General features: G+C 40.6%; 10 protein-coding genes and 2 tRNA genes. 5 read left to right on the top strand and 7 right to left on the bottom strand.

The annotated features are described in order from the left end of the window. Positions 1 to 54: 54 nt before the first annotated feature. The 4 genes from AWW73_RS10365 to AWW73_RS10350 all read right to left on the bottom strand — a co-directional run bounded on the left by AWW73_RS10365 (position 55) and on the right by AWW73_RS10350 (position 5,820). Positions 55 to 130, bottom strand: a tRNA-Lys gene (locus AWW73_RS10365). A 22-nt stretch (positions 131 to 152) separates the two neighbouring features. After that, positions 153 to 228: transfer RNA gene (locus AWW73_RS10360), tRNA-Lys, on the bottom strand. A gap of 232 nt (positions 229 to 460) precedes the next feature. Beyond that, positions 461 to 2,302, bottom strand: coding sequence for a long-chain-acyl-CoA synthetase (locus AWW73_RS10355; RefSeq protein WP_062849591.1), 1,842 nt, complete (start codon positions 2,300 to 2,302; stop codon positions 461 to 463). Positions 2,303 to 2,493: 191 nt separating this feature from the next. Then, positions 2,494 to 5,820 carry an Rne/Rng family ribonuclease gene (locus tag AWW73_RS10350; protein WP_062849590.1) on the bottom strand — a complete coding sequence of 1,109 codons (3,327 nt, stop codon included), beginning with the start codon at positions 5,818 to 5,820 and terminating at the stop codon, positions 2,494 to 2,496. Between the two features lie 721 nt (positions 5,821 to 6,541). Between AWW73_RS10350 and AWW73_RS10345 the strand changes: the two genes are divergently transcribed. From AWW73_RS10345 to AWW73_RS10330, 4 genes are all read left to right on the top strand, one after another. Then, the gene (locus AWW73_RS10345) at positions 6,542 to 7,474 is read left to right on the top strand and encodes an RluA family pseudouridine synthase (RefSeq protein ID WP_062849589.1); all 933 of its coding nucleotides are present in this window, start codon (positions 6,542 to 6,544) and stop codon (positions 7,472 to 7,474) included. Beyond that, a complete protein-coding gene (locus AWW73_RS10340; protein ID WP_062849588.1) occupies positions 7,471 to 8,145 on the top strand; it encodes an HAD-IA family hydrolase in 675 nt (224 codons plus the stop codon). The genes AWW73_RS10345 and AWW73_RS10340 overlap by 4 nt, the downstream gene beginning before the upstream one ends. A 73-nt stretch (positions 8,146 to 8,218) precedes the next feature. Further along, positions 8,219 to 8,911 (top strand): helix-turn-helix transcriptional regulator, encoded by a 693-nt coding sequence (locus AWW73_RS10335; protein ID WP_062849587.1) that lies wholly within the window; start codon positions 8,219 to 8,221, stop codon positions 8,909 to 8,911. A gap of 49 nt (positions 8,912 to 8,960) precedes the next feature. Then, complete coding sequence (locus AWW73_RS10330; protein ID WP_062849586.1) at positions 8,961 to 9,566, top strand: glutathione S-transferase family protein; 606 nt, start codon at positions 8,961 to 8,963, stop codon at positions 9,564 to 9,566. Positions 9,567 to 9,624: 58 nt separating this feature from the next. On the opposite strand, the gene AWW73_RS10325 is transcribed toward AWW73_RS10330, so the two are convergent. Next, positions 9,625 to 10,302, bottom strand: coding sequence for a DUF1345 domain-containing protein (locus tag AWW73_RS10325; RefSeq protein ID WP_062849585.1), 678 nt, complete (start codon positions 10,300 to 10,302; stop codon positions 9,625 to 9,627). 266 nt (positions 10,303 to 10,568) lie between these two features. Beyond that, positions 10,569 to 11,474, bottom strand: coding sequence for a DNA-binding transcriptional regulator HcaR (gene hcaR, locus AWW73_RS10320; RefSeq protein WP_016144229.1), 906 nt, complete (start codon positions 11,472 to 11,474; stop codon positions 10,569 to 10,571). 653 nt (positions 11,475 to 12,127) lie between these two features. Here hcaR and AWW73_RS10315 point away from each other — a divergent pair. Next, positions 12,128 to 13,180 (top strand): MBL fold metallo-hydrolase, encoded by a 1,053-nt coding sequence (locus AWW73_RS10315; RefSeq protein ID WP_062849584.1) that lies wholly within the window; start codon positions 12,128 to 12,130, stop codon positions 13,178 to 13,180. 65 nt (positions 13,181 to 13,245) lie between these two features. On the opposite strand, the gene katG is transcribed toward AWW73_RS10315, so the two are convergent. Next, positions 13,246 to 15,402 carry a catalase/peroxidase HPI gene (gene katG, locus AWW73_RS10310; RefSeq protein WP_062849583.1) on the bottom strand — a complete coding sequence of 719 codons (2,157 nt, stop codon included), beginning with the start codon at positions 15,400 to 15,402 and terminating at the stop codon, positions 13,246 to 13,248. Positions 15,403 to 15,450: the final 48 nt, after the last annotated feature.

Raw genomic sequence — 15,450 nt, 5'->3', positions numbered from 1 at the left:
TAAAATACATTAACAATAAAAAAAGCCTCTCGCAGTGAGAGGCTTTTTAGAATTTGGTGGGTCGTCCGCGACTCGAACGCGGGACCAACGGATTAAAAGTCCGCTGCTCTACCAACTGAGCTAACGACCCAAATAGGTTCAAAACAGATAAGTGGTGGGTCGTCCGCGACTCGAACGCGGGACCAACGGATTAAAAGTCCGCTGCTCTACCAACTGAGCTAACGACCCTGAGCGAGAATTAAGTAAAACAACGTTTTACCTGAGTGCAAGAGAAAATCTATGATTTTCTTAAGCAATCAAACTCGTATTGACTCAGAGAGAAGTAATACTTCTAAACACTGTATCGTTTTGATGTCGCGTATTTTAGCAAGTTATTCAACTAACACAAGAGGAAATTGAAAAACATTTGCATGATTGCCTATAAAAAGCACGATTTCCTCTTGTTTAGCTAAAAAATGAACTAAAAACGGTATTTATATGCCTGAATGTTGTCAAAAATTTCAGTTGTGATGTCACAGTAACTGCTTTCACCAGGTAATAAAGCGAGTAAACGTTCAGAAGTTTTGCTTGGATTAAACGCATCTTCCTTCAATTTATTCTTTTGGTACTTAAAAGTACCTGTTGTTTCAACTTTAGCTTGTATACGTAAAAACACTGGTACTGCATAAGCAGGTAAGCATTTTTTAAATACAGTCACCATTTCTGTTAAATCAGTGTCATTTAACTCAGCACCATCAGCAAGTGTGATTGCTGCCATACCTGCACGACCATTAGTATTTGGAATTTCTACACCATAAACCACAGCCTCAGCGATCTTGTCATATTCACACACCATGTTTTCAACTTCGGTAGTAGATACATTTTCGCCTTTCCAGCGGAAGGTATCGCCTAGACGGTCAACAAACTGGGCATGACGGAAACCAATATTACGAACAAGATCACCTGTATTGAAATATGAGTCACCTTTTTTAAAGACATCTTGCATAATCACAGATTTATTCTTTTCTGGGTCGGTATAGCCGTCAAATGGGGAGCGACTGGTAATTTTGCCTACCAATAAACCGACTTCACCTGCTTTAACTTTTTTACACCAGCCATTTTTATCGCGTACAGGCTCATTCTTTTCTTTATCAAATTGAATGACTGCATACGGCATAGGGGAGAAGCCTACCGTATTGTCAAAGTTGAAAATATTACTAAAACCGACATTACCTTCACTTGAAGCATAAAGCTCTAGAACTTCTTGAACGCCAAAACGTTGTTTGAATTTATCCCAGATGTTTGGACGCATGCCGTTACCAATCATTTTGGTTACACGGTGAGCACGGTCAAGCTCTGTAGCCGGAGCATCCATCAAGTAACGGCAAAGTTCACCTACGTAGCCGATTGCAGACGCATTAAACTTCTGTACATCTTTCCAGAATGCACTGGTTGAATATTTGCGGCGAATTGCAAGGGTCGAGCTTCCTGCAATCACACCACACCAGCAAACAACCACGCCTGTTGCATGGTACAACGGCAAAGTGACGTACATTACATCATCTGGACCAAGGTTTAGAATGTGGCCGTAAGTACCATAGGCAAGTGTCCAGCGGCTATGTTTAAAAATAACTGCTTTTGGTAAGCCCGTTGTGCCCGAAGTATAAATATAAAACAGGCCATCATTTCCATGAACAGAATGTGTGGTTGATGGATTGAATTTCGGAAATTGATCAATTTCTAGTGCAAGATTGGCATAACCTTGAGGTGCAGTTCCCCCATCTTGACGCGTTGCCTGATCTGCAAACCAATGGAAGCGATCTTTAGGAACGTTTAAGTCTTGACGAATTTCATCAATTGCAGCACGGACTTCTTCGCCAGCAATGACTGCAATTGGCTTTACAAGATTGATGCTATGAGAGAGGACTTTACCGACTTGAGATGTATTTACAAGCGCAATAGTTACCCCAATTTTAGCTAAGCCCACAATAGTGGCAATAAGCTCAGAACGGTTCTCAACCATTACGGCAATCACATCACCTTTACGTGCGCCGAGAGATAAATAATAGTGAGAAATCTGATTAGCCCATTCATTTAAAGCTTCGTATGAGTAACTTTGATCTTCAAATAATAAAGCAATACCTTTCGGATTTCGCTTAACAGCTTTCTCAAAAGCTACACCTAATCCAGTTGGTGTGTTTGCTGTTCTTAAATAAGCCTGTTTAAGACCATTCAGGATATGGGGTACTTTGGGAATAAAGCTAGGAAGTCTGGTGGCAACATCCCCAAGCGTAATGATATCGGTCTGTGTTGTCTGGCTCATATCAATCCTATTTATTTTTCGATCAATCCAAAAAAGGTTGCGTTGGCAAAAGTACAGTATTTTTCATGGTTCACCATGCTTTTAAAACTTTTCTTCTAGTGCAATCAACCTAATTGGTTAAAAATAACAAAAAAAACCTAGTCATCGAAATGACTAGGTTTGTTTAAATTAGCTGCAATTGAGCAAATGATTTACTCAGCTACAGGATTTGCTTTCTTCGGTGGACGGCCACGAGGGCGACGAGGACGACTTGGTTTGTCCTTATCAGCTTTAGAATCTTCTGATTCACTCTCGGCAGCAGCTTCAGTTGGTTCTACAGCTTGTTCTGTAGCTACTTTGGTTTTTGTAGCTTTTGGCTGCTTTGCAACTGGAGCTTCTTCAACTACAGTTGTCGCTGGTGTTTCTTCTACGCTAGCTGCTACTTCAGTTTCCTGATCAAGCTCAAGCGGTTGCTGTTTTGACTCAACAGGTGCTTGTGTTTCAGCAGTAGGAACAACAACGGTTTCTTCTACAGTCTCAACTACAGGTGCAGTTTCTTCTGGTGCAGAATGTTGTTGTTTAACTTGCTCAAAAGCTTGTTCAGCTGCAAGTTTCGCTAAACGACGGCGTTCACGCGGATCATTAGCAACACGCGGTGTTGCCTCTTTTGGTGGCGTCAACGGAAGTACTGGTGCAGGTTCTGCTTCTTGTGAAGGCTTGTTGCTTGGAAGCTCAGCATCACGAGTAACAGGCTTTTTGTCTTCAGCTTCAGCTGCGACTTCAGTCACTAGAGTACTTGCGTATTGCTCGGCAAATTTCTGCAATGCACGATTAAATGTTGGAACTAAACCAAACTGTTCAATCAGTACTGTGCAGTCTTCACCGTAAACATGACGAATCAAGCTACCAATTGTATATTGCGCCAACGTCGGAATTTGCGATGGGGCAATTGATGGTGCAGTAGCTTTAGCACGTTTTGCATTGCGTTGTTCACGGCGACGCATACGAGGATCATTACTTGCACGCTGAATTTGCGGTTGAGTTTTCTCAGCCTTTGGTTGAGGAGCTTCTGCTTCAGCAGTTACTGTCTCTTCCACAGCAGCAACAGGTGCTGGAGCTGATTCTTGAGCAGCTTCAACAACAGGTGCTTTTTCAGTACGTTCAAGAGGTTGCTCAGGCGTTAAAGCAATAATTTCGCTTTGTGCTTGATCAACATTGATGACTAAGGCTGTATTCATGACTTCATGCTGTGGAGCATCAATCAAATCAACCTTAATTTGTTTTTCATCAACAACTGCTGGTGCCTGCGTATTTTGATTTTCATTTAATACGCTTGGATCGCGGTGGCGATTCGGGCGGTTTGGACGTTGTTGATTATTACGGTCACGACGTGGTACAGCATGCTCAGCTTGTTGACCATCATTTTGATGTTGGGCATGTGGCTGATCTTGTTGTTGACGCTTTTGTTGACGTTTTAATTCACGTTGCTCTTGGCGTGATAACTGTACAACCTCTTCATGAACCTGTTGTTGCTGTGGTTCTTGATTGTGGTGGTGTTGATGTTGTTCACGTTGCTCTTTGTGCTTACGTTTTTTGTTGTTTGGACGCTGCTGTTGTACTTTATCGTCTTTCTCAACATTCTCACGTGCTTCCTGTTTAACAGGAGATTGAGAAATATAAGCATTGTTAGATGGAGCCGAAGTAACTTCAGCAACTACTGGTGCTGTAACTTGGCCAAACTGTCCACGGCTAACAGCGCCTGTATTCACCATTTGTTCAATTGCGGCAGCAGCATTTTGTGCTGAGCGAGATTGATCAACTGTTTGAGCTTGTTTTTGAACAAAAAGATTTTCTAACCATGCACATGGGCTTGCTGCTTTTTGAGCGCTTGCCTGAGCAACAGCAGGTTGAGCTGCTTGATTTACTTTCTTTTGGTTAGCTGCGTTGTTGGTAGCAGGGGCTGCATGAGTATGGCCATGATCAGCTTCTTCTAAATGCCATTCAGAAGATTCATAACCTAACTCTTTTTCACTTGAACGAGTTGCTTCAGTACGTTCGTAGCTAGATGGTGCAAATCCATCTGGATTGTACTGAATTTCGTAGTGAGGTGTTTCTAAGTGTGGGTGAGGTAAAACAGTCACACGAACACTAGAAGTTTGTTCTAAATAAACAAGGCTATGACGTTTTTCATTGAGCAAAAACGCTGCAATTTCAACAGGTACTTCTACTTGTACTTCACCATGACGTTCACGAAGCGCGATCTCTTCTACTTTACGCATAATAGAAAGTGAAAGTGAGCGTAAGTCACGAACCATGCCTGTACCATGACAGCGAGGGCACACATAACCTGTTGCTTCTTCAAGAGATGGACGTAAACGTTGACGGCTCATTTCCATTAAGCCAAAACGAGAGAGTTGGCCAAACTGAATACGTGCACGATCGCTTTGTGTTGCTTCACGAAGTTTTGCTTCAACCATGCGTTGGTTGCGCTCTTTAGTCATATCGATGAAGTCGATTACAACTAAACCACCAATGTCACGAAGACGAAGTTGGCGAGCAATTTCTTCTGCCGCTTCTAAGTTCGTATTCAGCGCAGTTTCTTCAACGTCATGTCCACGAGTCGATTTCGCAGAGTTAATATCGATTGAAACTAAAGCTTCAGTCTGGTCAATCACGATTGAACCGCCAGAAGGAAGTTTTACTTCACGCTCATAAGCAGTTTGAATTTGGCTTTCAATACCAAAATGAGCAAACAATGGCTCGTTTAAAGTATAAGTTTTAAGTTTATCTAATTGACGAGGCATCACTGCTTTAACAAAGTTATAAGCTTCGTTATAAGCCTGTTCGCTATCAATTAAAATTTCTGCAACATCATCACGTAAATAATCGCGGATAGCACGAGTAACAACACCAGCTTCTTGATGAACCAGCATTGGAGAAGGACCAGAGCTCGCTGTACCTTGGATTTGAGCCCAAAGGTCAAGCAAATGCTGTAAGTCTAACTGTAGTTCTTCTTGGGTACGGCCAATACCAGCGGTACGTACAATAACGCTCATACCACGCGGTAAATTTAAAGAAGCTAAAATTTCTTTTAATTCTTCACGTACAGAACCTGAAATTTGACGACTAATACCGCCGCCTTTCGGGTTGTTCGGCATAAGAACCAAATAACGTCCTGCAAGTGAAATAAAGGTAGAAAGGGCAGCGCCTTTATTGCCACGTTCTTCTTTTTCGACTTGAACAAGTAATTCAGTACCTTCAGTGATAAGTTCACGAATGTTTGAAGTTTGTCGTGGGTCTGCTTGGAAATAACTGTTAGCAATTTCGCGCATAGACAAGAAGCCTTGACGGCCTGCGCCGTATTCAACAAAAACAGCTTCTAAAGATGGTTCTACGCGGGTTACATGGCCTTTATAGATATTGGATTTTTTCTGTTCTCGGGTACGATTCTCTAAATCAAAATCGTAAAGACGATTACCAGTGATAAGTGCAACGCGGACTTCTTCTGCGTGAGTTGCATTAATCAACATACGTTTCATGGGTGTGACACCTAATAGTGACCCACACAAACATATCGCACAAACTTAAAGGTTCTGAACGAACATCGAACATGACGGATCATTTCCCAGATCTCAAAATATTTGTGGTCTGAGTCATCTGTTACCGGCTACATTTAGCCTTAGCTTCGATTCTCGTCTGTGATGTAGGCAATACTGCTTCAACCTTTAAATCAGACTTCCTTAGTGCTTCACTGGCGGGTGAGCGGTGCATTGGTTAATGACTTTCACTGTCATTGGGCGCGAAGTGACTTCTTTTTGGAAGTTTGATACGGAATGCTCATCGTATCGGTGCTTTCGGCAGTTCCAATGCATCAACGCTTTAGCCTGAAGGCAACATTAAGGAGCGATTTGTCTGATGTGTATCAGTTTACGTTCCATAACCAACTAGAGTTGGTAACATATTTTTTTGAACAAACTGAATTAAACGCAACAGTTTGTCATTTTGCCGATATAATAAGCCTTCGGCGTCGGCATAATTCTTTAGGACCAATCCGAGCTGGTGATGAAAGCATCATTTTGATTGAGGTTTCAATCAGGGAAATTCCCTATTAGATGTTCACTTACGGCGGTATCCGTGCGCTGACTATATCAAACCTTGCAGCATCTGCCTATGGGCTAAGCTTAGATTTCTTGTGAAAAAACTAAGCTAATCGGTCATTTATTAATCAAATTTAGCAAAATTTCAGGTTTAAATATTAGTATGAATTCTACACAGCAATGGCAAAGTGTCACTTGGTTTGAGGTGGATGAACATCAAGCAGGACAGCGAATTGATAATTTCCTGTTTTCGCGTTTAAAGGGTGTACCTAAGAGTCGTATTTATCGTTTGATTCGTGAAGGTCAGGTTCGAGTAAATAAAAAACGTATTAAAGCTGAGACCAAATTAGAGATTGGAGATCAGATTCGTGTAGCACCTATTCGCTATGAACAAAAAGATGAAACAGCCGCTCCTGTGAGTGACAGTGTAGCACAAAGCCTACTCAGCCGTGTGGTCTATGAAGATGAAGGGCTGATAGTCATAAATAAACCATCAGGTATTGCTGTACATGGTGGTAGTGGTGTGGCGTATGGTTTGATTGAGGCTTTACGCGCAGCGACAGGTAAGAAATACTTAGAACTGATTCACCGTATTGACCGTGACACTTCTGGTCTGGTCATGATTAGCAAGAAACGTAGTACTTTAAAGCTGCTACAAGATATGTTGCGTGAGCACAAAATTCGTAAGACTTATGCGGCAATTGTAAAAGGTCAGGTGAGTCTCGATAAACAACTTATTGATGCTCCTTTATTTCGTTACGAGTTAGCCAATGGCGAGCGTCGTGTACGTGTCTCTAAAGAAGGTAAACCGAGTAAAACGGAATGGGTGGTTGCTGAGCGCTTTAAAAATGCTACTTTGGTCCATGCCTCACCTTTGTCAGGCCGTACTCATCAGATCCGTGTACATGGTTTAAGTATTGGACATCCTTTGGTAGGTGATGATAAATATGGACACACCACTGAGTACGCAGGTCCGCAGGCACGACGTTTATGTTTACACGCGATGCGTTTAGATATTCCGGGTTATCCACCCATTGAAGCGCCGTTACCAGAAGATATGACCCAGTTATTAAAGGCTTTGAGAGTAGCAAAATGAGTCTGAAAACCGAATTAGTTATTTTTGACTGGGATGGAACTTTATATAACTCTGTTGGCCAGATTGTTGCGAGCTTACAACATGCCGCAGAGCAACATGAATTACCTCTAAGTGATGAGGCAGCCAAAAGTATTATTGGGCTAGGCTTGCCAGAGGTTATGCAGACCTTATTTCCAGAAGCACCAGAGTTGCATGACTCGATCTTAAAAGCATATGGCGATCACTATATTGCTAATTCTACGAATGATGCATGGTTTGACGGTATTGCTGAGCTATTACATGACTTAAAAGCCCAAGGTTTAAAACTTGCAGTCGCGACGGGTAAAAACCGTCGTGGGTTAGACCGTGTAATCGCAAAAACACAAAGTACTCATCTTTTTGATGTAACTCGGGCAGCCAACGAAACACGTTCAAAACCAGACCCATTGATGTTACAAGAGATTTTGACTGTAACGGGAGTGAGTGTTGAGCAAGCGGTCATGATTGGTGACAGCAGCTATGATCTTGATATGGCACAGCGTTTGGGGATGCCGCGTATCGGAGTAGGTTATGGCGTGCATTCGGTTGAAGTTCTGCAAAAGTTTCAACCTTTAACGATTGCTAAAGATGTAGCAGAGCTTCACAGCTTTTTAAGAGAATATGCTCAGTTACCTACTGTAAATGTCGCTTAATTTAAAATAATTTAAAGAGGGAAGACGTTCCCTCTTTATCTAAGTTAAATAACAAAACAATAAGAAGAGAAAAATGAGCCGTTCAATTCGCCTATTAAATCTTTTACAGCAGCTCCGTGAAGCTCGTTACCCAATCACAGCGCAAGTCTTGGCTGAGCGCCTAGAAATTAGCGTTCGAAGTGTCTATCGAGATATTGATAGCTTACGTGAGCAAGGTGTAAGAATTGATGCTTCAGCAGGTCTTGGGTTTCAGCTCAAAGAAGATATTGTATTGCCGCCAATGACACTCAATGAAAATGAAGTTGAAGCTATTTTTCTGGCATTGTATTGGTTGAAGAGTGTGCCAGATCAATCTTTACAATCGGCATCTACATCGATCTTAGCTAAATTAAATTCGGTTTTGCCTGAACATCGCCAATATTTATTACAACAAACCACCCTAAGAGCTTTTAACACATGGCTGCCTGTGGATGAAAATTGCGTTGAACAGGTACGTTTAGCCATCCGGCAGCAAGTCAAAATTTCGTTGCATTATCACGATGAGCAGCAACGAAGTAGTGTTCGAACTTTGTGGCCTTTTGCCTTGGGATATTTTAATGACAAAATTTTGTTGGCCGCATGGTGTGAACTAAGACAAGATTTTCGACATTTTAGAATGGATCGCATTCAACAGTTGAGTTTAACTCAAGAGTTATACCCATCATTTAAGCAACAACTATTTCAGCAGTGGTGGGCACAAGAATCGAAGATTGCTGACAAAAATTGACAAAGTCCACTTGTAAACTAAGAACTACGATAAACAAGGAGCAATAAGAATGAGCCTTAAACTTTATACTAACAAAGAGTCGCGTGGTGTCGTTATTGACTGGCTTTTAGTCGAGTTGGGTGTTGAATGTGAACGAATTGAAGTTGCATACAAGACCGAAATGAAGTCGCCTGAATATCTAAAACTTAATCCTTTTGGAAAAGTGCCGGTATTGGTAGATGGTGATGTGGTTATTTATGAGTTAGGCGCAATCTGTGCTTATTTAGCTGATAAGTTTTCTGAAAAAGGTTTAGCACCTGCTTTAGATGATCCAAAACGCGGTTTGTACTATCGTTGGTTATTTGTGATGGCAGGTCCTTGGGAAGCTGCTGGTGTTGATAAAGCTTTAGGAATAGAAGTATCGCCTGAGCAAAAGATGTTCGTTGGCTATGGCGATTACAATGATGCTTATCAAGCTTTAGTGCAAGGTTTGAGTGAAGCGAATCCGTATGTATGTGGTGAACAATTTACCGCAGCAGATGTAAATGTTGGCGCTATGCTTTTATGGCAGTTAAAAATGAAAGCGATTGAATCACACCCAGCTATTACCCGTTATGTTGAAACGATTGAACAGCGTGAAGGCTTAAAACAAAGCACTATGAGTCAACTGTTATAAACGTAATATTCTTAAAGGTCACCCCAATGGGTGGCTTTTTTATTTTTAAATAAGAGATCTAATTGGTAAGAAAGCCAGCAGCAACGTTAATACAGATCGCTAAAATGGTGGTATTAAACCCAAAAGACAGCACTGCGTGAAATAGGTTTAAAAGGCGCATATGTTTGGTGGTAATTGAGACATCGGCCGTTTGAGCAGAAGTACCAATAATATAACTAAAATATAGAAAATCTGGATAAGTTGGGTGTTGTGTTCCTGGGAAATTTAACCCCCCATTTTCTTCATTTCTAGACAAAGCCATATAAAAATCATGGGCATAATGTAGGGCAAAAACGGTATGCATAAAAAGCCATGCAGACACAATGGTAAGTAAAGCTAAAGCCACATGGCCTAACCTTGCAGAACCGTCAGAAGGGAGCTGCGACAGTTGAATTAGAATCGCAACCAGACACATAGTTAAGGCCAATAAAACAATCAGCATAATGACCCATTTGCTTTCATCTTGTTTTTTAGCTTGCTGTTGCATTTGTGAATGATCGGCACTTCTCATAAGTTGCCAAACATGGAGTAAATAAATGCTAACCGAAGCATTCCAACTGACTAATAAAATAGTTGACCATTTCCATGAAGTTAACCATGTCAAAATGCTGGCGGTGATTGCTCCCATGAACAAAGCAATAAAAAAATGAGGGCGGTTTTGTACACTACGTCCAAGATGTTGAAATACGCCAACCATTTTCCCTTATCTCCTTTTATTACGTAACAGATATATTGTTTTTTATTAAATGGTGAAAATAATATCTCGTTTTATATGGATTTTATTCCATTTTCTTTCATTTATATATCTTGGAGTAATTACTTTTATCCAATATCTAAAATAGAACAAAAGCACAGATTAAACTGTCGTAAAAAGTATAAATAAATAGAAATAATATTTATTTATACTTTTTATAAAGATGCTCTTATTAATCATGTGTTTAATAATAAAATTATTTTTAATAATTAAGCATGATTTAAGTTTTTATCTAAATGAAATACTTTAGTGAGTTGATCAATAAATTTTTGCACGCCTACAGACTGAGAGTTTTTACGGTAATTTACGAATAAATCAAGTGTGGGCAACTCGACATCAAGTGGGCGAACGACAGTATTTTTGATGCCTAAAGGTGCTACGTAAGCTGGTAAAATTGTACAACCTAATCCAGAGCCAAGTGAGTTAATATTGAATAATATGCTGTCTGCTTTTTGAACAATATTTAGTTCGATGTTGTGAGTTTTAGCGAAATCTAAAATAGTGTTATGTAACGTTTGTGATTGCTCGGCAGCAGGAATAATAAAATCGATGCCTTGCAAGGCATGGACAGGGATTCGATCATATTGAGCAAGTGGATGATTCTTAGGAAGCAAGAAAATCAGGGGTTCAGTAAAAACAAATTGACTTTGAATTTCATCACTATCTGTATTTTCACGCGTAAATGTAATGTCTAACTCACCTTTTTTTAAGGCTTTAAGTTGTTCGGTATTGTTTAAATTAGATAATTCAATAGTAAGGTCGGGGTGTTGTAATCGCAGATTAGGAAGAACGTAAGGGAAAATTTTCATTTCTGCGATGGGTACAAAACCGATACGTAAGAGTTGTTGTTTCGCCTTAGAAACCTGCCGTGCCATAGCAACCGCTTTTTCAGCTTGAGCGAGAGTAAGTCGAGCATGTTCTAAAAATACTTCACCTTCTTCGGTTAACTCAACTTTACGTTTTGTGCGGTTTAAAAGTCGTACACCGACATCTTCTTCTAAGTCTTTAATTTGTTGGCTAAGGGAGGGTTGTGCAGTAAAAAGTTTAAGAGCGGCTTTACTAAAATTTAATTCTTCAGCAACGGTAATGAAATATCGGAGATGGCGTAGTTCCATAAGACTAATCCAAAAAATGTCTTACTATGATTTAAGTGAAGTATAAAGCATAAATAGATATAGCGTGAAGGTGCTTTAGATATTTATAAAATAAATGGAATTTAAATTTTCATTAAAGATTTAATATAGGTGCTTAGGTTTTAATAATTCATAAAAGATATTAATGAATAGTTAATTAATACATTATCTTTAATTAATCAATTAATTTTCTAAATGTTTTGAATATTCATTTAAGAAATTCTCATAATATGCAAAAACGTGAATAATATAATAAATTTATAATCTCTAGTTCACTCAACTCTACCGAACTGTAATTGTTACTAAATATATTTTTGTATGGGTCAGAATAATTCAAAAGTAAAAATTAGGGGCTGTAAAGATGCAAATAGAATGGTTGTATGATGGCTTTAAGCATTCTGTGATTGTTATGTTATACAAGAGGTCTTAATAGAAATGGTAATTGCTGACGCATAAACCCAACACATCTATGTGTTTTTTATGGCACTCTAATTTGACTTAGGTGAGCTATGAGCACGATAAAAAGGATATTTATATGATAAATAAGTGTAAGTACCATAGCTTAATTTGTTTTAATCGTTAAGATAGAAACCTGAACACATCCATTCTGTTGATGCTAAAACATAGAAAAGCCCATGAAAGACAAGCCGACATTAACTTATCAATTGCCGACTCAGTCCTGCTGGACGCATACATGGATAAAACCGCCTTTTTGTCATCCTGAATTGGGCCATGAAAAAGATACACGTTTTTATAATCAGCAGCCTAGATCGCCTGCACGAGGATCAAAAGAGTTATTGCGTTGGTTAGTTACGCGTGAGTCTTTTACATGGAAAGTGGATATTCAAAGTGAATATGAAACCCGTGTAAATACGGCTGTAGCTTTACCGCAAAATCGACCTCAGGCAGATCTGGACGATTGGCAAGTCTGGTTTGTCGGGCATGCAACGGTATTGGTTCAGATTGGTCCTTATAACTTTATTACTGACCCAGTGTGGTGTGATTATGCAAGTCCTGCACAAGGGCGTGGACCACGTCGTGTATGTCCCGCAGGTTTTGCACTAGAGCAATTGCCGACCATTCATGGAGTTCTACTCAGCCATAATCATTATGACCATATGGACTTGGCGACACTTGAATGGCTACATAAAAAATTCGCAATGCCAATTTACACTGGGCTCGGGAACGGGTTTTACCTACCGAAAGAGTTTCATGTCATTGAGATGGATTGGTGGCAAGAAATTCCCTATCACGAATTAAGAATTATCTATACGCCTGCACAGCATGGTTCAGGCCGTGGTTTACGCGACCAGAATAAGGCACTTTGGGGTGGCTTTTCGGTTGTAGCTAAAACAGGTCATTGTTTCTTTGCGGGTGATACCGGTTATGCGGGTCATTTTAAGCAAATTCATGCCCGTTATGGCGCACCACGTGTAGCCTTGCTTCCAATAGGTGCGTATGAGCCACGTGAACTGATGAGCTATGTTCATATGAACCCGCAAGATGCGTTACATGCACATTTTGATTTACAGGCTCATCGTTCTATTGCGATTCATTATCGGACTTTCCAGTTGACTGATGAAGACCGAGAAGACCCAGAGCATGCTCTAGCACAGGCAATTAAAGCTTCGTCAAAGCTTGCAAATCCTTTTTATTGCATTCGGGAAGGGCATAAACTGACTGTTTAAAAACGATGCTTGATATTAAAAAAGCCAGTTCAAATTGAACTGGCTTTTTATTATTTTGACTTAAATTAAGCTAAGTCAAAACGGTCGAGATTCATGACTTTAGTCCATACAGCAACAAAATCTTGAACAAATTTTTCTTTACCATCTGCCTGAGCATAAACTTCGGCTAATGCACGTAAGATTGAGTTTGAACCGAAGACTAAATCATTACGTGTTGCGGTAAATTTTACTGCGCCGGTTTTACGGTCTTTGCCTTCAAATACTTCGCTTGTTGAATCAACAGGTGCCCATACAGTAGACATGTCGAGTAAGTTCGTAAAGAAGTCTGTGCTAAGTACACCAACTTGTTGAGTGAATACACCGTGTTGTGATCCATCCCAGTTAGTGCCCAGTACACGTAAACCACCAATCAATGCTGTTAACTCTGGTGCAGTCAAAGTCAGTTTTTGTGCTTTATCAATTAATAATGCCTCAGTTGATGAACTGACGCCGTCTTTTTTCCAGTTTCTAAAACCATCGGCAAGGCCGAGAAGTAATTGGAAAGATTCGACATCAGTTTGACTTTGTAGTGCATCAACACGACCAGGGGCAAATGGAACGCTAATATTGAAACCTGCCGCTTGAGCAGCTTGTTCTACGCCAACGTTACCTGCAAGCACGATTAAATCAGCCAATGACAATTGAGTAGATGCTTTGAGTTCTTCAATTTTAGTTAAAGTCTCAACAGCTTTTTTGTTTACTTCCCATTCGCGTTGTGGCGATAAAGCAATACGTGCGCCGTTTGCACCGCCGCGTTTGTCTCCACCACGGAATGTTGATGCGGAAGCCCAGCTAAGAGAAACCAACTCACCAGCAGATAGCCCTAGTGCAACGATTTTTGCTTTTGCCTCATCAATACTGGCAGAAGATGGAATAACGCTAGCAGCAGGTAATGGGTCTTGCCAAATTAAATCTTCAGCCGGAACTTCAGGGCCTAAATAACGTGCTTTTGGTCCCATATCACGGTGAGTTAATTTGTACCACGCACGGGCAAAAGCATTGGCAAAGGCTTGTGGATCGTTAAGGAAACGACGAGAGATCTTTTCAAACTCAGGATCAAAACGTAAGGTCAAATCTGTAGTAAGCATTGTTGGCTTACGTTTAACTGATGGATCGAATGGATCTGGAATGATTGCCTCAGCATCTGCTGCTACCCATTGGATTGCACCAGCAGGGGAACGTTCTTGTACCCACTCGTATTTGAATAGGTTTTCAAAGAAGTAGTTGCTCCATTGGGTTGGCGTTTGTGACCAAATGACTTCTAAGCCTGAAGTGATGGCATCTTTACCAACACCAGTGCCAAAACTGTTGGACCAGCCAAAGCCCATTTGTTCAATTGATGCTCCTTCAGGATCAGCTTGAACATGGTCAGCAGAGCCAGCGCCATGGGTTTTACCTAAGGTATGACCGCCTGCGATCAAAGCAACAATTTCTTCATCATCCATTGCCATATTGCCGAAAGTTGCACGAATAAACGGCGCAGCTGATCTTGGATCACCGCTGGCTTGTGGACCTTCAGGGTTTACATAAATTAGACCCATTTCAGTTGCAGCGAGATTACTGCCTTCCAAAGCTTCTGAGTTACGATGAGCTAACCATTCTTTCTCGTCGCCCCAGTTTACGTCATTGTCTGGTTCCCAAACATCTTCACGACCTGCACCAAAACCGAATGTACGGAAACCCGAAGATTCAAGTGCGATGTTTCCAGCAAGAATAAATAAATCTGCCCACGATATTTTTTGACCGTATTTTTGTTTAACTGGCCATAGTAGGCGGCGTGCTTTATCTAAACTCGCATTGTCTGGCCAACTATTTAAAGGTGCAAAACGTTGTTGACCACGACCAGCACCACCACGACCATCACCCATACGATATGTACCGGCAGCATGCCAAGCTAAACGAATAAATAGGCCTGTATAACTTCCCCAATCGGCTGGCCACCAATCTTGAGAATCGGTTAACACATTTTTGATATCAGCTTTGAGTGCATAATAGTCGAGTTTTTTAAATTCTTTACGGTAATCAAAATCTTTGCTGAGTGGATTAGAACGTTCTGAATGTTGATTGAGTAGGTCGACGCGTAGTTGTTTTGGCCACCAATGTAAACTAGGCGTGCCACCACCGACCGTTACCTCTGGTTTTGATTTATGGCCTGAAAAAGGACATTTTGATTCGTCTGACATGGTTAATTCTCTCTGGGTAATAATTATTGAGCTCTTAGTAAAAATGTT

The sequence above is a fragment of the Acinetobacter lactucae genome, from assembly GCF_001605885.1.
GTDB lineage: Bacteria > Pseudomonadota > Gammaproteobacteria > Pseudomonadales > Moraxellaceae > Acinetobacter > Acinetobacter lactucae.
This window is presented reverse-complemented; position numbering and strand designations above follow the sequence as displayed.